At 50.5% G+C, this 19,352-nt stretch carries 15 protein-coding genes; all 15 read left to right on the top strand.

Annotation, left to right across the window (positions count from 1 at the left end):
- The first annotated feature begins 17 nt into the window (after positions 1 to 17).
- Complete coding sequence (locus tag C3B52_RS13875; RefSeq protein ID WP_103106676.1) at positions 18 to 1,163, top strand: M20 metallopeptidase family protein; 1,146 nt, start codon at positions 18 to 20, stop codon at positions 1,161 to 1,163.
- 28 nt (positions 1,164 to 1,191) lie between these two features.
- Complete coding sequence (locus C3B52_RS13870; protein ID WP_103106675.1) at positions 1,192 to 2,163, top strand: threonine ammonia-lyase; 972 nt, start codon at positions 1,192 to 1,194, stop codon at positions 2,161 to 2,163.
- A 144-nt stretch (positions 2,164 to 2,307) separates the two neighbouring features.
- Positions 2,308 to 3,189, top strand: coding sequence for a LysR family transcriptional regulator (locus tag C3B52_RS13865; protein WP_103106674.1), 882 nt, complete (start codon positions 2,308 to 2,310; stop codon positions 3,187 to 3,189).
- 141 nt (positions 3,190 to 3,330) lie between these two features.
- Positions 3,331 to 4,512 (top strand): ROK family protein, encoded by a 1,182-nt coding sequence (locus C3B52_RS13860; protein WP_103106673.1) that lies wholly within the window; start codon positions 3,331 to 3,333, stop codon positions 4,510 to 4,512.
- Positions 4,513 to 4,568: 56 nt separating this feature from the next.
- On the top strand, positions 4,569 to 5,675 hold the full coding sequence (locus tag C3B52_RS13855; protein WP_373419727.1) for an extracellular solute-binding protein: 1,107 nt from the start codon (positions 4,569 to 4,571) through the stop codon (positions 5,673 to 5,675).
- 104 nt (positions 5,676 to 5,779) lie between these two features.
- On the top strand, positions 5,780 to 6,856 hold the full coding sequence (locus C3B52_RS13850; protein ID WP_103106671.1) for an ABC transporter ATP-binding protein: 1,077 nt from the start codon (positions 5,780 to 5,782) through the stop codon (positions 6,854 to 6,856).
- Positions 6,857 to 6,870: 14 nt separating this feature from the next.
- Positions 6,871 to 8,598 (top strand): ABC transporter permease, encoded by a 1,728-nt coding sequence (locus C3B52_RS13845; protein ID WP_103106670.1) that lies wholly within the window; start codon positions 6,871 to 6,873, stop codon positions 8,596 to 8,598.
- Between the two features lie 78 nt (positions 8,599 to 8,676).
- Positions 8,677 to 11,205, top strand: a complete 2,529-nt coding sequence (locus tag C3B52_RS13840; protein WP_103106669.1) for an NEW3 domain-containing protein — start codon at positions 8,677 to 8,679, stop codon at positions 11,203 to 11,205.
- A 178-nt stretch (positions 11,206 to 11,383) separates the two neighbouring features.
- Positions 11,384 to 13,915, top strand: a complete 2,532-nt coding sequence (locus C3B52_RS13835; protein ID WP_103106668.1) for an NEW3 domain-containing protein — start codon at positions 11,384 to 11,386, stop codon at positions 13,913 to 13,915.
- A gap of 152 nt (positions 13,916 to 14,067) precedes the next feature.
- Positions 14,068 to 15,576 (top strand): argininosuccinate lyase, encoded by a 1,509-nt coding sequence (gene argH / locus C3B52_RS13830; RefSeq protein ID WP_103106667.1) that lies wholly within the window; start codon positions 14,068 to 14,070, stop codon positions 15,574 to 15,576.
- A complete protein-coding gene (locus C3B52_RS13825) occupies positions 15,576 to 16,595 on the top strand; it encodes an N-acetylglucosamine kinase (protein WP_103106666.1) in 1,020 nt (339 codons plus the stop codon). The genes argH and C3B52_RS13825 overlap by 1 nt, the downstream gene beginning before the upstream one ends.
- Before the next feature lie 10 nt (positions 16,596 to 16,605).
- Positions 16,606 to 17,343 (top strand): PIG-L deacetylase family protein, encoded by a 738-nt coding sequence (locus C3B52_RS13820; RefSeq protein WP_103106665.1) that lies wholly within the window; start codon positions 16,606 to 16,608, stop codon positions 17,341 to 17,343.
- 171 nt (positions 17,344 to 17,514) lie between these two features.
- Complete coding sequence (locus C3B52_RS13815) at positions 17,515 to 17,772, top strand: hypothetical protein (protein WP_103106664.1); 258 nt, start codon at positions 17,515 to 17,517, stop codon at positions 17,770 to 17,772.
- A 123-nt stretch (positions 17,773 to 17,895) separates the two neighbouring features.
- Complete coding sequence (locus tag C3B52_RS13810; RefSeq protein WP_103106663.1) at positions 17,896 to 18,453, top strand: nitroreductase family protein; 558 nt, start codon at positions 17,896 to 17,898, stop codon at positions 18,451 to 18,453.
- A 144-nt stretch (positions 18,454 to 18,597) separates the two neighbouring features.
- The gene (locus tag C3B52_RS13805; RefSeq protein ID WP_235615708.1) at positions 18,598 to 19,332 is read left to right on the top strand and encodes a GNAT family N-acetyltransferase; all 735 of its coding nucleotides are present in this window, start codon (positions 18,598 to 18,600) and stop codon (positions 19,330 to 19,332) included.
- Positions 19,333 to 19,352 lie beyond the last annotated feature (20 nt).

Below are 19,352 nucleotides of genomic sequence, written 5' to 3'. Positions count from 1 at the left end.
AAAAAGGAGAGTAGGCCATGACAATTTGTACCTCGACTCTCGCCCAATGGACGGTGAACGAGCGGCGATATTTGCATCAATACCCGGAGCTGTCTGGCGAGGAATATCAGACTGCCGCTTATATCCGAAAATGGCTGCAACAATGGCAAATTGAGCTGATTCCATGCGAGCCTCCCAGCGTCGTCGGCTTGTTGCGGGGAACGGATGGCAGCAAAACGATTGCTCTGCGCGCAGATATAGACGCTCTGCCTGTGAACGAAGAAGGGGATAAAGCTTATCTTTCCAAAAATCCGGGTGTCGCTCATGTATGTGGGCATGACGGTCACACCGCCATTTTGCTTGCAGCAGCGAAGTGGCTTGCTGAGAACAGGGGGGAAGTACGGCCCAATGTGCTGTTTCTGTTCCAATCGTCTGAGGAGATGCTCCCGAGCGGTGCGGAAGCGCTTGTTCGCCAAGGCGTGGTGGACGACGTCGACGCCGTGTTTGGACTTCATCTCTGGCAGCCGCTTGCGAAAGGCAAAATCGGAATTAGCAACGGATCGATAATGGCCTCCTCCGATGATTTGCGTATCGTGATTACAGGTTACGGTGGACATGGCTCGATGCCGCATGAGACCGTTGATCCGATCTTTGTAGCCAGCCAGGTCATTACAGCAGTCCAAGGGATTGTGTCCCGGAGGATAAACCCGATGGAGCCTGCAGTTATTTCGATTTGTCGGATGGAGTCTGGTACCACCTACAATATTATCCCAAACACGGCCATTCTCTACGGAACGATCCGCGCGCAGTCTGAAAAGACGAGGCAATTGCTGGTCGCCGAGCTGAAGCAGACGATTGAGGCCATATGCAGCGCGTGGGGCGCAAAGGGTGAGGTGATCGTGGACTGGGGCACACCGCCTGTCGTAAATGATAAAGAGATGAGCCAGTATGTCGCAGGAGTTGTCGCCGATCATTGGGGGGAAGAAGTGCTATGCTATGTAGAGCCGGTCATGGGGGGAGAAGACTTTTCCTATTATTTGGAGCGTAAGCCTGGTTCCTTTGTTTTTATTGGAATGGGAGGCGACCAAAGCGCTTATCCCCACCATCACCCCCGATTTGATATCGACGAGGATGTAATCCCGACAGGTATCGAGCTGTTTATTCAATTGGTCAAGCATTTCTAATAGATTGTACAAAAGGAGGATGTAGCAAATGCTAACGGTATCTTTTCTCGATATTGTCAAAGCACATAAACATTTGAGAGGGCAAGTCATTCAGACACCGCTCATTCAGTCGGCAGCCTTGTCCAGCTTGTCTGGCGCAGACGTATGGATGAAGCTGGAGTGCCATCAAAAAACCGGATCGTTCAAGGCGCGGGGGGCACTCAACAAGATTGCCTCTATGCGTGAAGACGAGCTCGCTCGTGGAGTAATCACCGCTTCTGCCGGTAACCATGCACAGGGAGTTGCCTATGCGGCTTCCCTGAAAGGCATTTCCGCTCTGATCGTAGTGCCGAAAACAGCGCCAGAGACGAAAAAAGCCGGAATCAAGCGCTATGGTGCGGAGCTGGTCGTGCACGGTGACAGCTATGATGAGGCTGAAAGCTACGCGTACCAATTGGCAGAAGAGACGGGCAGGACGTTTGTTCATGCATTTGAAGATGATCAGATCATTGCAGGTCAAGGAACAGCCGGACTGGAGGCACTTCTGGAGGAGCCTGATTTTGACGTCATCCTCGTGCCAGCGGGTGGAGGCGGATTGATTTGCGGGGTAGCACTTGCCGCCAAGGCGATCAAGCCGGATGTAAAAGTGATTGGCATACAGACACACGCTTCACCACCGTGGTACTATTCCTTCCGTGAAAAGCGGCTGGCTGATGTGGAGTACAGCGATTCACTGGCGGATGGACTGCACGGTGGAATTACGCAGGGAAATCTGGATTTGGCACTTGAGATTGTGGACGACTTTTTGCTCGTTGAAGAAGAGCATGTCGCCCAGGCGATGCATTGGCTAGCAAAAGAGCATCATCTCATGGTCGAGGGCTCAGGGGCAGTAGGGGTTGCGGCATTGATGCAGGGTACGGTACCTGATCTGCAAGGGAAAAAGGTACTGACCATCGTCAGTGGCAGCAATGTGGATGCCGGAAAGCTCGCAGGTATTGTGAGCAAATATTCAGAGCGCTAAAAGGAAGGAGGTCGCCGCATCTGCGAACGGCCTCTTTTCTTTGTCTGGAAAGCTCATCAGTTGATCAAATGTCTATTCTTCGGCTAAACTTCTCTCTATAGGCACAGGAAACGGGTCGCATTGGAAGGGGGGAGTGGAACCACTATGGAATTACGGAATTTAAAAACATTTCTGGTGGTAGCCGAGCATTTGAATTTGACCAAGGCAGCCGAGGTATTAGGATACAGTCAGCCAACCATTACCGTGCAAATTCAGGCATTGGAGCGTGAGCTTGGCCATCCGCTGCTCAATCGAGTAGGCAAGCGCACATTTTTAACCCCGGCAGGAAAAACAGTCAAGCAGTACACCGATCAGCTGTTTCTTGTGTTGCAGCATATGGAGGAAGAGCTAAATACGCTGCACTTGCCCGTAGGCCCGCTCGTTGTAGCAGCACCTGAGTTTTACTGTACACATTTCATGCCTCAAATTCTCAAAGTGTACGTCGAGACTCATCCGCAGGTCAATTTACAGGTCATTTCGTGTACGAGCCAGGAGACACTCAGAAAAATTCATTCGCATGAGGCCGATATTGGCATTATTGCAGGTGTCAGCTCACAGCCCGAGATTTTTTCTACGATTGTAGACATGGAGGAATTTGCACTTGTCGCGTCTCCTAACATGATCAAGAAACGCTCCATGCAGGAGGCTTTGGCAGCCTTTCCTTTTCTGTCCTATCAGGAGGGCTGCAACCTGGATGGATTCATCTCACAGTGCTTGCTGGAGATCGGGTATGTACCGCCGTCTGTAATCAAGTGCAGCAGTGAGGAAACGATCAAGCGGTCTGTTCTAAACGAAATCGGGGTAGCGCTGCTTAGTACGGCTTTGGTAGCGAAGGAGCTTGGGACGGGAGAACTGACAGAGCTTTACCGCTTCTCCAAAAAAGCAGAGACCTCGCTCGTATGTTTGGAGCGGAGAAAGGGCGAGGCTGCTATCCAAACGTTTATTGAGCTGGTAAAGGACGTATGGCAAACGGTAGGAGAAGAGTAGAGGATAATAAGCGGATTCCTGTATAGAGGGATTCGCTTTTTCTTGTTATAAAATTGTTTGACTATTCGGAACTGGGCAGGTATAATTTGGTTAATCTTTGTTAGTAAAGTTAACTAACTCTATGGTGGTGATTGGTGAGGCGTGCGTGTTCCCAGAAAAACAGGCAACAGCAAACTGGTGAAGAAGCTGAACAAGGGAGAGGTTTTACAGCAGGTCATACAGCACGGTCAGATTTCCCGCGCCGATATATCCAAGGAGACCATGCTCAGTCGTCCGTGTGTTTCTGCTCTGGTAGAAGAGATGATTCAAGAAGGTCTTCTGCACGAGGTAGGGATGGGAGATTCCAAAGGCGGGCGAAAGCCGATTCTCTTGGAATACAATTACCAGGCGTATGCGATTGCAGGGGTGATTTTCGAGGGTACCACACTGGACATGGCGATTGCCGATTTGAAAGGCGAGTTTTTGGCACGCTACCGAAAGCGACTGGCTCTGCCATCCAATGGCGAAACCGTCATTGAGGACTTGGCGGCAGGTTTGGAGCAACTCTTGGAAGAGAGCGGTATCGAGCGAGAACGACTGCTCGGTGTTGGCGTCGGCTTGCAGGGTGTCACTCAGCGTGGGAGCGGTACTGTCAGCTTTTCACCCAGTACGGGCTGGATGGGTTCTCCGATCCAGCAAACCATCGAGGAGCGGCTTGGACTGCCTGTCATCATCGATAACGATGTGAATATGATGACACTGGGCGAATACGTCCGTGGGGCAGGAGTCGGTCATTCCAATGTCGTCTACATGTACGTAGGTACAGGCATTGGCGCGGGTATCATTTTGGACGGACAATTTTACCGAGGAAGCCGAGAAGCAGCAGGTGAGATCGGCTTTATGATGATCGGTCCCGTACATAACCGTCCGAATGACGCGTCTGGGGTTTTTGAGACGAATTACTCTACCTCGGGAATTTTGCAGCAAGCAAAGGGATTTCTCTCCGACCTTCAGGAAGGGTCGAGTGTCATAGAAGCGCTCATCCGCCTCGCCCGGCAAAATAACGCCGATGCACAACGTCTTCTCGATGATGTGTATCGACATTGGGCGTATGGCATGGCAAACATCGTAAGTGTATTGAACCCGGAGCTGTTAATCCTGAGCGGGGAGATGGTCCACGTCGACGAAGAAGGGGTGAAACGAATTCACGATTGGCTAAGCGAGTGGGTGCCAGAGGTGCCAAGACTCGAACAGGCAAGCTTGGGGGAACGGGCAGGCTTGATTGGCGCAGTGCATTGCGTCTTGGAAGCGTTTCCGTTCAGCAGACTGCTTGACAAAGAGTGAGAAGAGAAGAAGAGGGGGAGTAAGTTTTGAAGAAGTCCAACAGCATAAAAAAATGGATGCAAGGTATATTCGTCAGTTCCTTGGCCTTGACTGTGGCTGCGTGCTCAGGTGGAGGACAACAATCAGCACCTGCTGACAACAGCAATAACGGTGGTGGTTCCGGCTCACAGCCAGCAGCACAACCGGCAACACCAGCTCCGTCTGGAGAACCGCAAAAGCTGGTTATTTATACAGGACGCGACAAAAACATTTTTGAAGTCGTCCTGCCGAAGTTCAAGGAGAAGTATCCAAACATCGAGGTGGAAACACTGGAGATGGGCGCCCAACAAATTTTGGAGCGTGTTCGTGCAGAGAAAGCCAACCCGCAGGCTGACTTCTGGTGGGGCGGCACACAGTCCGCATTGAGCACAGCTGCTAATGAAGGACTACTGGAAGCTTACAAGCCTACCTTCTCTGACAAGGTTCCTGATTTGTACAAAGACCCGCAAGATCGCTGGTATGGTGAGATGCTCTTGCCAGAGGTCATCATGTACAACAAGGATGTGCTCAAGCCGGAAGAAGCGCCACAAGATTGGGATGAATTGCTCGATCCGAAATTCAAGGACAAAATCGTGATTCGTAACGTTCTGCCGTCAGGCACGATGCGCACCATTTATTCCGCTATGATTTTCCGCCAGGGTGCAGATACACCTGAAAAAGGCTATGAGTGGTTGTTGAAGCTGGATGCTAACACGAAGGAATACACCCAAGACCCAACCAACCTCTACCTCAAGCTAGATCGTCAAGAAGGCGTAATCTCCCTGTGGAACCTGCAAGACGTTCTGTTGCAAGGCAAAAAGAACAACCATCCTTATGATTTCATTTATCCAAAGAGTGGAGCACCTATTCTCGTAGACGGTATCGCTCTCGTCAAGGGCGCGAAAAACCTGGATGCGGCGAAAAACTTCATGGAGTTCTTGATGAGTCCGGAAATTGCTTCTCAGCTGGCTAAGGAGCGCTTCCAGTTCCCTGCTCGTACCGATATCAGCAAAGACGATTTGCCAGATTTCATGAAAAATCTGGAGCTGAAGCCGATGGATCTCGATTGGGATGTAATGGCTGCTAAGGAAAAAGAGTGGATGCAGCATTGGGATGAAAACATTAAGGGCAAAGGCAAGAAGTAATGATGTCTAGACGGGAAGGATGATTCCTTTCCGTCTAGTCACTTGTGCAATGCAAAGCTAGGGCATGTGGCCACAACTTGCCACAAAGGAGGAAAGAAGACCTGATGAGCAGCGTAACACTTGATCATGTATACAAACGGTTTGGCAATGCAAAAGGAGTCGAGGACGTTCACATCCATATTGAATCAGGTGAATTCTTCACATTTTTGGGGCCAAGCGGTTGCGGCAAAACAACCACCTTGCGAATGATCGCGGGCTTTTACTTTCCGACAGAGGGACAAATCCGTTTTGGCAGCCAGGAGGTTACGGCTGTACCGCCTCACAAGCGCAACACGGGGATGGTTTTCCAAAACTACGCACTGTTTCCACACATGACTGTCTTTGAAAATATCGCGTTTGGGTTGCAGGTGCGCAAAATCAACAAGACAGATACAAAGGAACGTGTCGAGCGCATCATGAAGCTGGTGCGACTAGAGGGCTACGGCGACAGACGCATTGATCAGCTCTCAGGTGGGCAGCAGCAAAGGGTCGCGCTGGCGCGAGCACTCGTTATTGAGCCACAAATTTTGCTGCTGGATGAGCCACTGTCCAATCTGGATGCCAAGCTGCGCGAGGAAACCCGCTTTGAAATCAAGCGGTTGCAGCTGGAGCTCGGGATTACGACCATCTACGTGACGCATGACCAGGCAGAAGCGATGTCGATGTCCGATCGGATTATGGTTATGCAGAGTGGAGAGGTACAGCAAATAGGCACTCCGCATGAGATTTACCATTACCCCGTGAATCGATTTGTCGCCTCGTTTATTGGCGAGACGAATTTGTGGGAAGGAACCGTTGTCGGCATCGAAGGAGAAGAGGTTAAAGTACGCCTCGCTTCCGGTCATGTGCTCAGCGGGCTGAAACAAAATGCTTCGCCACGCGCTCGTCTGGAGGCTGGGGAGACCATTACGATGTCGATCCGTCCTGAATCGGTTCAGGAAAGCACAGTAGCTGAGGGATTCAATATCGTCTCCGGTTCTGTTGAAATGTCCGAATTTACAGGCGCATGCGTGAACTATACGACCAAGGTCGGTCAAGAACAGCTGCGCAGCATGTCTATTAATCTGGGACGGCCAGTAAAGCAGCGGGGAGACTCAATCGGGCTGCATATCCCGAAAGAGAGCATTTATTTCGCAGGATAAGGGGGAAGAAGCTTTTGAAAGCAGATTTGCAGCAAGTGCCGGCATTAGCCAGACGGAAGTCTATCACTTCTTCACCCGCCTTCGTCTATGTTCTGGTTTCGCCGCTCTTTTTGATCTTACTGGCGTATGTCATCTATCCGTTGTTTGAAACCTTTATCGCAAGTATCAATGTCGATGAGCAAATTACGTGGAAAAACTACACGCGCTTTTTCAGTCTGGAGCATACCGCCAACCTGGAAGCGCTTTGGACCAGCATCTACATTTCCATCTTAAGTGTCATCAGTTGTGGAATTGTCGGTGTGGCGATGGCCTTTTTGCTGGAGCGCTATGAATTCCCTGGACGCAAAATCTTGTCCGTTCTGGCGCTTGTTCCGATGGCACTGCCGCCACTGATTGGAGTCCTTTCGTTTACCTTCTTATATGGAGAGAGCGGTATCTTCCCGCGAATGTTCAAGGAACTGTTTGATCTGGCACAAGTGCCTTTCTCCCTGAAAGGTTTTTGGGGAGTAGTTGTGGTCCATGCATTTACGATGTACCCGTACTTTTTCATGACGGCGACGGCTGCCATCAAAGGACTTGATCCTTCGCTGGAAGAGGCAGCAGCGAGTCTCGGGGCTAACCGATTTACGGTTTGGCGCCGCGTCATCCTGCCGATGCTGACACCTGCGATTGTAGCGTCATCGCTTCTTGTGTTTATGATCTCGATGGCTTCTTACACCGCACCGCTTATTTTTGGAATCGACCGTACGATGACCATGCAAATTTATCTGTCCCGTACCAATGGGGACTTGGACATGGCGGCTACACAATCGACGATTTTGTCTATCGTTTCGATTGCCTTTTTGCTGATCATGCGCTGGTATCAGGGCGCACGCAATTATCAGAACCTCAGCAAAGGGGTTAGTGTGCATCGCACCGAGATCAAGAGTAAAGCTGGGCGCTACGTAACGATTGTGCTGTCGTTTATCGGCACGATTATCCTGATGCTGCCAATTCTCGTCCTGGTACTGATCTCCTTCTCGGTGGATGGTACGTGGACGGTACAGATATTGCCTCCTCAATATACGATGAGTCATTACATTGATTTGTTTACAGACAGCAAGACATGGCGTCCGATCGCCAATAGCTTGCAGCTTTCTGCAATCGCCTCCATCGGAATTGTTCTGTTTGGGGTAGCTGCTGCCTATTCGATGGTTCGCCTCAAGTTCCGCGGTAAAACACTTTTGGATGTGCTGATCATGCTGCCGTGGGCATTGCCTGGTACGGTTGTTGCCGTAAACCTGATTGCAGCCTTCAGTCAGCCTAACGTGTTTAGCTTTGGACAGGTATTGATCGGGACGTTTTGGATCATCCCGCTTGCTTACTTCGTCCGCCATCTGCCATTGGTGTTCCGCTCGACTTCGGCAACCCTGATGCAGATGGACCCTTCTGTCGAAGAGGCTGCGCGCAATCTTGGAGCCTCCTGGTGGTACAGCTTCAGACGTGTTGTGTTTCCGATGGCTCTAGGCGGGATTCTCGCCGGGACACTATTGGCATTCGTACAGTGTATCGGAGAATTCGTTGCTTCGATCCTGATCTTTACACCACGGACGACACCTTTGTCCGTAGCCGTTTTCCAACGTATGTACAATTTTGAATTCGGTACCGCGTGTGCCTACGGCGTCTTGCAAATCGTGGTCATCATCATCGTATTGTTCATCTCCAGAAAGCTGTCGGGGGATAAAGCCGGTACTGCCGTTTAGTAACGGCTAAATAGGCTGGCACTCGCCCCCACGCCGCGGTTTCATCACCCGCCATGGTGATAAAGGAGGAGCTTTAACATGGAAAGCAGTGAGTCAATTGACAAGCACATGCCGGGGGCCAGACTGCCTTGCCCTCCCATCCCTGTATTTGCACGTGCAGGGCATGGGGAACATGGCTTGCTCGATCTGTGGACAGCGATCAAGCCGCTTGCTACGATAGCCAGCGCGATGAATACGGGTGCTCATCCGGATGATGAGCATAGTGCGATGCTCGCTTATCTCGCAATGGGACGAGGCGTGTACACCTCAAGTATCATCGCCACCAGAGGAGAAGGTGGCCAAAATGAGATTGGCTGCGAACAAGGTGTTGCTCTGGGGATTATCCGTACCAGAGAGCTGGAGGAAGCATCGCGGATCAGCAATGTCACACTCGGTATTTTAAGCGAAGAGCTGATTGACCCGATCCATGATTTTGGCTTTTCCAAATGCGCAGAGGAAACTTTTCGCAAGTGGGGTGAAGAGGTCGTCTACGAACGTCTGGTGCGGAAAATCAGGGAGCTGCGCCCGGATGTCGTGATTGCGTGCTTTGAAAATGAACCTACTACTCACGGACATCACCGGGCCATTACACTGTTGACCCAACGGGCTTTTCAGGGCGCAGCAGATCCTGATGTATTTCCACAGCACCAGGAGAGTGGGCTGTTGCCCTGGCAAATCAAAAAGCTGTACGTGCCAGTGATCGATAACGACGACTACCATGTAGCCGTTCCTGTGGGAGAATACGATCAAAACTACGGCTCCTCCTATGTGCAGCTTGGTGAGCGCTCGCGCTTCATGCATAAGACGCAGGGCATGGGGGTTCATTACGATGAAGGACCGACTTACAACTACTACCGATTGGACGCCGCGGTTGTTCCTGCCCAGGAAAAAGAACGCGATTTCTTCTCAGGACTTCCGTTCACTTTTGCAGATTTGGCAGAGGACGTAGCGGAAAAAGGAGCGCCGGAGCTGGCAGACGCCCTGCAACGATTGAATGATGCGGCGATGGATGTCCTGGCAGCGTACCCGCGCTTTGCGGAGGTAGCCAATCGTGTACACCGAATGAAAGCGTTGCTTCATGCCGCGCAGCAGGAGGTACATACTGCTTCCATCGACAAGACAGCCAAAATAGATCTGATGTACCGTCTAGGAATCAAGGAAGCGCAGCTAAATCGAGCAAGTGCCGAGGCACTTTCACTCGTGGTCAAGATTAAGCCGGATACTGGCGAATGGGTGGCAGGCCAAACGACGACAGTCACGGTAACGGCCTACAATGGTGGAGCGATAGAAATTGAGCATGTCCAGCTGCGATTGCGTGTGCCACAAGGCTGGACAGCAAAACCACTGACGCCAACTGCTTTCCCGCGTTTGCCATATAACCAGACGGTTTGCACGGTGTACGAGGTGTCGATTCCCTCTGATGCCAGTCTGTTTCATCCCTACAAGCCACCTGCACTCGAAGTCGAGGCCCAGTATTTTGCTTTTGATACCGCGAGTGCGATTCGGGTTGAACCGGAAGCCTGCGTAGCCGTTTTGCCACCCTACTCGCTGGCACTGACACCGGATAATGTCGTTTTCAATACACTGCACACCAATGAGACGATCCCTGTCAAAGTGACATTGAAGCAGTACCGGACGGGTACAACGACTGCAAAAGTATCCCTGCAGCTGCCGGACGGATGGACAGCCGAGCCAAGCAGTGTCGATGTTCCGTTTTCTTTCCGCGGTGAGACCAAGACGATTTCATTTACAGTGAAAACGACTCCTAAGGTAGAAAACGGAAAGTACGAGATTCTTGCGCAGGTCACAGGAACAGATGGCGTGACGGAGAATGGGCGCAACGTCCAGGTCATTGAGTATCCTCACGTAGGTCGCAGTTATTTGATCCTTCCGACAGAACTAATCGTTCAGGCGTTTGATCTGGTTATTCCGGAGAATCAGAGGATTGGCTACGTATCCAGCGGCTTTGACAATATTGATAAATACTTGCGTCAGGTAGGGGTAAACTGCATCAACCTCGATGCCAATGAGATTCAATCAGGTGATTTGTCTCGCTATGACACGATTATTCTCGGTATTCGCGCATACGGCTTCCGCAGAGAATTGATCGATAGCAATTTGCGCCTTTTGCAGTACGTGGAAAACGGCGGAAATCTCGTCGTGCAGTACCATAAGCCGGAGGATAAATGGAAGCCGCAGCTCGCACCGTATCCGATTTTTATCGGAGAATCACTGATTGATTGGCGAGTCACGAATGAGCAGTCAGATGTACGCATGCTTGCCCCGGAGCACCCGATGTTTCACAAGCCAAATCTGATTACGTCAGCAGATTGGGATGGCTGGGTACAGGAGCGCTCCATCTACAACCCTTCGCGCTGGGGCAGTGAATATACCGAGTTGATTGCGACAAGTGATCCAGGTGAGCCGGAGTTTCGAGGGATTTTCCTCTCTGCGCATTACGGCAAAGGGACGTATACATACAGCTCACTCGCTTGGTTTAGAGAAATTCCGCAGCTTGTGCCAGGTGCATTCCGCCTGTTTGTCAACATGATCAGTCAAAAGCAGTAAGCGATTCACCCATTTCACCACTCCGTTATGTTTTTCTTAGGGTCGATCCATGGCACATCAGGAAAAGCTACTAGAGTAGCCATGATTGATATAGACATCAATCTGAAGAGGATGCTCAAAAGGTACGGAAGCACAGCTTTTTGATCAGACTCGGAAAAGGGGAATGGAGGAGAGTTCATTGAAAAAGGGGAAGCTTGCCAAGTTGTACACGATTACGACAGCGGCGGTGCTAGCAGGTAGCTTGATTATGCCGGTAGCACCCCAGACTGCCCATGCCGACCGGGGGGTTGTCGATTTGTGGAAAGCGATCAAACCGCTCGCCACAATCGCCAGCGCCATGAATACCGGGGCCCATCCAGATGACGAGCACAGTGCCATGCTCGCGTATCTGTCACTGGGTAGGGGAGTGGATACGTCCAGCGTCATCGCAAACAGGGGGGAAGGTGGCCAAAACGAAATTGGAAGTGAGCTGGGTAATGCCCTGGGAATTATCCGCACACGCGAATTACAGGAGGCTTCCAAAATCACCAACATCCATTTGGAAAATCTGAGTGAAAAAATCGATGACCCGATTTTTGATTTCGGCTTTTCCAAGAGTCCTGATGAAACACTGGAAAAATGGGGAGAGCAAGTTGCGTACGAAAAGCTGATTCGTAAAATCCGTACAATCAGACCTGATGTAGTAATACCCGCATTTCTGAACGAACCTTCGACTCACGGCCATCATCGCGCGATCAATGTCATTACCGTGCGAGCTTTCAAGGATGCAGCCGATCCGAACATTTTTCCCGAGCAGATAAAAGAAGGGCTCGCACCATGGCAAGTGAAAAAGCTGTATTTGCCAGCAAAGGAATCCGACTACTCTGTGAGTGTTCCTGTCGGCGACTACGACGAAATTTACGGCGCTTCGTATTTACAGCTGGGTGAGGAATCCCGTTTCATGCACAAGAGCCAAGGAATGGGACGCCACTACGATGAGGGGCCGACCTTAAACTACTACAAGCTGGATCAAGCTGTAGTGGAGAGCAAAAAGAAAGAAACGGACTTTTTCGATGGAATCGCTTATACCTTTGACGATTTAGCCAAGGAGGTTGCAAACCAGCCTGGCGGAGAAAAAATAGCTGCTGATCTGAAAAAGCTGCAAAAGGATTCTTCCGAAGTAATTGCAGCATATCCACAGTTTGCGACAGTAGCCAAGGAAGTACATGAAATGCTCGCTGACGTGCAAAAAACAACAGCGACTGTAAAGGCAGCTAATCTGCCTGCCGACACAAAAACAGACCTGCTGCACCGTCTGGATGTCAAGCAGGCACAGCTGAACAAGGCAAGTGCCGAGGCACTTTCTCTGGTGACAAAGGTCAAGCCGGAGACTACCGAGCTGGTGGCTGGTCAAAAGACCAAAGTAACCGTGACTGCCTACAACGGAGGACAAAGCAAAATCAGCAAGGTTGATTTGAAATTAAACGTTCCAGCGGGCTGGACGGCAAAAGCTTTGTCCACTACGAGCTTTTCGCAGCTGGGCTACAATCAGACGGTAAAAACGACGTTTGACGTATCCGTTCCAGCAAATGCGGAGTTGTTCCAACCGTATGCAGCGCCAGCGATTACGGCTGATGTTTCGTACAGCCTATCCGGCCAAGCAGCCAATAGCCATGTTGTGCCAGCTGATGCAATTGCAGTCCTTCCATCTTTTTCGCTGGTACCAAGCCCAAGCGCTACCGTATTGAATACGCAAAAGCCGGAGGAGCCGATTCCTGTCAAGGTAACGGTGAAAAACTACAATCCTGGTGCAGCACAAACGAACATTTCTCTCGATGTACCAAAAGGCTGGACAGTAGAGCCTAAAGCAGCACCACTCGCTTTTGACGCAAAAGGAGAAACGAAGTCAGTTGCCTTTACGGTAAAAGCCGCAGCCTCTGTCAAGCCGGATCAATACACGATCACGGCAGTCGCAACAGGTGGCGGCAAAGAAAGCCGTCATGGCGTACAGGTCATTCGTTATCCGCATCTGGGAACGACTTACTTCGTGCAGCCTTCGACAGTTGCGATCCAAGCGTTTGATCTCAAGGTACCTGCTGGTCTCAAGGTCGGCTACGTATCCAGCGGCTTTGACAATATCGATCAATACTTGTCGCAGGTCGGCGTCAATGTGACGAATTTGACTGCGAAAGATATTGAGTCAGGTGATCTTAGCCAGTACAACACCATCGTTTTGGGTATACGCGCATACGGCTTCCGTCCCGAGCTGATTCCGAGCAATGAGCGTTTGCTTAAATACGTAGAAAACGGCGGCAATCTCGTCGTGCAGTATCATAAGCCCGAAGACAAATGGAAGCCTGAGCTCGCTCCTTATCCAATCAAAATCGGTGCACCTTTGATTCAGTGGCGCGTGACGGATGAAAACTCCAAAGTCACGATGCTGGCACCAGATCATCCGCTGTTCAACACCCCAAACAAAATCACAGATGGGGATTGGGATAACTGGATTCAGGACCGCTCAGCTTACAACCCGGCTGAGTGGGGCAAGGAATATACCGAGCTGATCGCAAATGGCGACCCGGGAGAGAATGAGTTTACAGGAACGTTCCTCTCTGCCAAATATGGCAAAGGAACCTATACCTACAGCTCGCTTGTCTGGTACCGAGAAATTCCTGCTCTGGTGCCTGGCGCGATTCGGATGTTTGTAAACATGGTCAGCCTGCATCAGTAAAAGCAGCATTTCGCGGTCCGTAGTAGGATCACGATTCTTTAGCAAAAGTGGTGAAGCGATTCTCTTTTTGGGTCGCTTCCCCTCCTTTTGCGAAAGAGATTTCGTCGCAGAAAACGTAGCCAACGAATCGGCAGGGAAGGAGATGCGAAAAGATGGATTACAGAGAACGGATTTTTCAGCAGGAGGGGGCTAGTTTCCCTGGGAGGACGTATGTGGAGGCTGTGTTGGAGCCTGCTTTTAACGAGGCCAAAAACCATCTCTTGGAACCGATGATGGCCATCAACAAGGCGCATCTGATCATGCTGCGAGAACAGGAATTGATTACCGATGATGAAGCGAGAATGATCGCTCGTGCACTCAGCGGTATTGATCTGGATGAACTGCGTCGCTCTTCGTATACCGGGCAGTTTGAAGATTTGTTCTTTCAGGTAGAGAGCCGTCTGCTGGAGCTGGCACCGGATGTAGCGGGCAATCTGCATCTGGCAAGAAGCCGCAATGATATGGGGATTACGATTTACCGCATGGTGCTGCGTGAAAAACTGCTTGTGACCCTGGCATCTGCCCTCTATCTGAAAGAGCATTTGCTCCTCTTTGCACATGAGCATGCGGAGACGGTGATGATTGGCTATACGCATACCCAGCAGGCACAGCCAACGACGATGGCTCATTACATGCTGGCTGCCACTGATTTGCTCAGCCGTGATATCAAAAGGCTTATCCAAGCGTACCACACCTGCAACAGAAGTCCGATGGGGGCAGCTGCACTGACGACATCGGGCTTTGCAATCAGTCGTGAGCGAATGAAGGAATTGCTCGGATTTGACGAATTGGTAGAAAATTCCTATGATGCTGTATGTGGGGCCGATTATTTAGGAGAAGTTGCAACTGCGATACAATTGGCAGCGATCAACCTGGGACGTACCGTACAAGATATGCTGCTGTGGTGCACGCAGGAATTTGCCGGACTAAAAGTAGCAAGCCCCTATGTTCAGATCAGCTCGATCATGCCGCAAAAACGTAATCCGGTTTCCTTTGAACATATGCGTTCCTTATTGTCCAGTTGTGCAGGGAATGCGACGACAGTTCTGACTATGATGCACAATACACCGTTCGGGGATATTGTGGATACCGAAGACGATATGCAGCCTTATGCATGGCGCGGAATGTCCGTGCTAGAGCAAATGTATCGACTCATGGCAAGCGTGGTAGGAACGATGGAGGTAAACAAGGATGTTCTTTTGGCACGGGCAAAAGAAAGCTATGCTACGGTAACTGAGCTGGCTGATACTTTGGTGCGCACAGATCGCATCTCGTTTCGCAAGGCGCATCACATCGTAAGCAGTGTTGTTAAGGAAGCCATGAGCGCCGGGCTGGCAGCAAATCAAATCAGTCTCGAACTAGTAAATCGCGCAGCGCAAGCCGTCATCGGCAGAGAACTGGTGCTCACAGCAGAAGAGCTGGCGCTCGCTTTAGACCCGGTTCATTTCGTTGCAATTCGCAAGCTGCCTGGCGGTCCGAGTCCAGACGAGATCAAGCGGATGATCGGCGAACGCCAAAGGGCATGGCAGGAAGAGGCGGAATGGCTAGCGCAGGCGAAGCAGTCATGCACGGCTGCAGCGCAAAAGCTCGACCAAATGACAGCCGAATGGAGTGTGGGGTAATGGCAGTGGTGCGGATTCCTCTTCTGGCAGTGGACGGAGGAGGCACCAAGTGCCTGGCGGTGCTGGTGGACCGATCCAGCCAAGAAGTCGGAATAGGTCGTTCCGGCTCATGTAATTATCAAGGAATTGGAGAGGAAGCGGCATCACGCGAGCTGATTGCTGCGATCGCACAGGCACTGGAAGATGCAAAAGGACGTAACGAGTTAATCGCTCAGTCACAATCTCAGATTGACGAACAGGTGGAGTGGGAAGTGGAGTGTGCGGTGTTTGGTCTTGCTGGACTGGATACCGAGCATGACCGACAGGTGATTTGTGGCATGGTGGAGAAAGTACTTACGTCGCTAAACATCCGCGTCCGCCATTTGATCGTAGAAAACGACGGCTTTGCCGCGCTGCTTGGCGCAACTGGCGGTAAGCCTGGTATTTTGGTGATAGCAGGAACAGGCTCGATCGCGTTTGGGGTAAATGAGAGTCAACAAACAGCGCGTGCCGGTGGCTGGGGGCATCGGGTTGGAGACGAAGGAAGCGGCTATTGGATCGGGAAGCAAGCAATTATGGCCGTTTTAAAGCATGCGGACGGCAGAGGAGAGAAAACGATCCTCAAAGAATTGCTTCTCCCCTACGTAGGACTTACGCGTGTAGATGAATTATTTAACTGGACCTATAGCTCGCATTACTCGGTAGACAAGGTAGCCGAGCTGTCGCCACTCGTAAGTCAGGCATCAAACGCCCATGATCAGGTGGCGCAAGCGATTCTACAAGCAGCGGGCGAAGAACTGTTTTTATCGGTTCGTGCCGTCATTGACCAGCTGGAAATGAAAAATAAACCGTTCCAGATGATCTTGCAGGGAGGCGTCCTGCAAAACGACGAGCGTGTGCGGGAAATTGTCGTAGAGCAGGTCAAACGCTATGCCTCGCAGGTCGTTATTGAAAATGCGCAAAACGCTCCTATATACGGAGTGATTGCAAAAGGCTTGGCTTATCTCGATAGTCAGGAGAACCAGGCGAACGGTAAATGAGGTGCCTTACATGAAAAAAGTAATGGTTGTGTTCCCCCATCCAGATGATGAATCATTTGCATGTGGGGGCACGCTTGCAAAATGCCAGGATCACGGACAACAAACATGCCTATTATGCATCACATCGGGGTGCAAGGGACGTTCGGGTCCGTTTGATATCGATTGCCGCGAGAAGCTGGCGCGTCATCGCGAACAGGAGCTGGGCAAAGCAGCGGAAGTGCTGGGGATCAATCGGCTTGATTTGTTCCGTTACCCGGACGGCTCACTGGAGAATGCGGATCGGGAGGAGCTGATTGGAAAAATCCAGGCAGCGATTGTCGATTGGAAGCCAAATGTAGTTGTTACCTTTCCGCCAGACGGGGTAACAGGACATCCTGATCATATCGTCACATGCGAGGCGACTACGATCGCAGTAGAGCGAGCAGAGCTTCAGCTGACAATTGATGAATATCCTGATTTGTACTATGTGTCGATCCCTCACTACTATGACCACTGCCCGGATCGCGGACCAAAAGCGGCTGTACCGATTACGGGAAAAGTGGACATCACTCTATATCGAACGCAAAAAGGGGAAGCGCTGAAGGCCCATCAAAGTCAGGTATATTCTGTAAATCGTGCCTATCCTGGCGTAATTGACGGGGATTTCGGGGTGATCGGTTGCTATGAATATTACACCTTGGTTCGTACCGCAGGAAAAGCAGTCGAGCCAGTAGCAGCGTCAAACGGAATTCCGCTTATCGAGCTGTGACCATCGCCGAAAAACGTCTTCTATACTTTTAAGGAAAGACCCTTTCAAACCAGTTGATTCTGCCGGTTGCGAAGGGTCTTTTGCCTTGAAAAGCATATATGGGTAGTAGAGATGAAACCGTTTCCAGCTCCTGACGTATACGAATAAAAAGGGGAAGGGGAGTGGCCAGATATGAGCTTGTTTCAATTCTTTTTCTCCAGGTATAAGTGCTTGGTTTATACGGCTTTTGGCCATGAAAATTATTTGCGTATCGTTCACAAGCTAGCGGCAGGTGGTGTGCAGTTTCGGACTAGGTCGTATTCTCAGCAAGGGAATCAATTCGGTTCGCCAGCCTTGGGCTTTTTTCCGAGAAACGATTTTACACAGTATGATATCTATGTGAAAAAAGCTGACGAGCATAAAGCCCAAATGGCGATTCATACGAAATAAGGCAACGAAAGAGCATGTAAATGTGCTTCCAGAAGCGCATAAGCTATACGAACGATACGGGCTTGTATATAATGAATGGTAAATTTGTTGAAAGCTGCTTGGATGTAAAAGGAGGATGCAAAAGTGACCGTACAAGACCTACTAAAAAACCGCAGAGCTGTGCGAAACTATATTCAGAAAGAAGTAGAGACCGAGAAAATTCAGGCGCTGCTCGATTGCGCTGTCCTCGCTCCGAATGACCGTTTGCGTCAGCCGTGGCATTTTTATGTGATCAGAGGAGAAGCCAAGCAACGCTTTGAGGACATTGCGAAGGCGTTTTTGCTGGAGCGTTTTCCAACCAAACCGAATCTTGTGAACAGTTCACTGGAAGTCCTGGAAAAAACACCGCTGGTGATCGTTGCAACAGCAGATGTGATTCCTGGTGACGAAGCATCGTCAGAAGACAATGAATATGCAGTATGCTGTGCGATTCATTCGATGTGGCTAGCTGCCAAGGAGCTGGGACTCGGAATGGTATGGCGGACTAGAGGTGTGGGATTGGTTCGTGACGAGCGCTTGCTGCAATTCCTCGGTTCACCTGAGAACAGGAAAGTAGTTGGCACGCTCTTTATCGGCTACCCGGATGGTGAAGCTCCTGAGACAGATCGTGTGGCTGCTGAGAACAAAACAACCTGGCTGTAAGTAGGCAAACGATTCGCTTCAAATAAAAGGCCGTGGACAACTCGCAAAAGCAGAGCTTGCCACGGCTTTATTGTATTAGCCTGACAGATCCAATTGAATAATTATTCAATAAAATGTATAATTATTAAAAAAGGGGGAACCACCTTGTATCCAAAACTAGAAGAACTGTCGCTGAACGCCTGGCCAGCTTTAGAAACGATGGTGTATGACGGTTGGCTCCTACGGTTCGCAGATGGCTATACCAAACGGGCAAACTCTGTATGTGCCCTGTATCCCTCCACGGAGGAGCTGGAGAGTAAAATAGCTGCTTGTGAAGCCTACTATCAGAGGAAGGGGCTTCCCACCATTTTTAAAATGACACCGTTCGCCGAGCCCCACGACCTGGATGAGTTACTCGAAGAAAAGGGATATGTCGCCCAAGCGTTTACGAGCATGCAGGCGGTATCACTGGATAAAGTGGCAGTGCCGTCTCTCCACCTGGCCCGTTTTGACGAGCACTGCACAGAGGAGTGGAGAGACGCCTATTGCAGACTAAGCCACCAAGGAGAAAAGGCGAAAGAGACGATGACCAAGACGCTGGGAAAAATAATCCCACCAGCTTGTTATGCCTCGCTTTATTTAGACAACAAAATCGTAGCTTGTGGCCTTGGAGTAGTGGAGAGAGAGTATATCGGACTATTTGATATCGTGACAGATCAAGCGTACCGGAATCAAGGTCTGGGCGAGCAGCTGGTCTTAAACCTGTTGCAATGGGGTCAGGAAAAAGGGGCAAAGTATTCGTATTTGCAGGTGTTGAAGGACAACAAGCCTGCTCTGAGCCTCTATGAAAAAATCGGCTACCATGAACAGTACGTGCATTGGTATCGGATAAAAGAGTAGTGCTTCACTAAAATAGAAAA

This window comes from Brevibacillus reuszeri (genome assembly GCF_002897295.1).
Lineage (GTDB): Bacteria > Bacillota > Bacilli > Brevibacillales > Brevibacillaceae > Brevibacillus > Brevibacillus reuszeri_A.
This window is presented reverse-complemented; position numbering and strand designations above follow the sequence as displayed.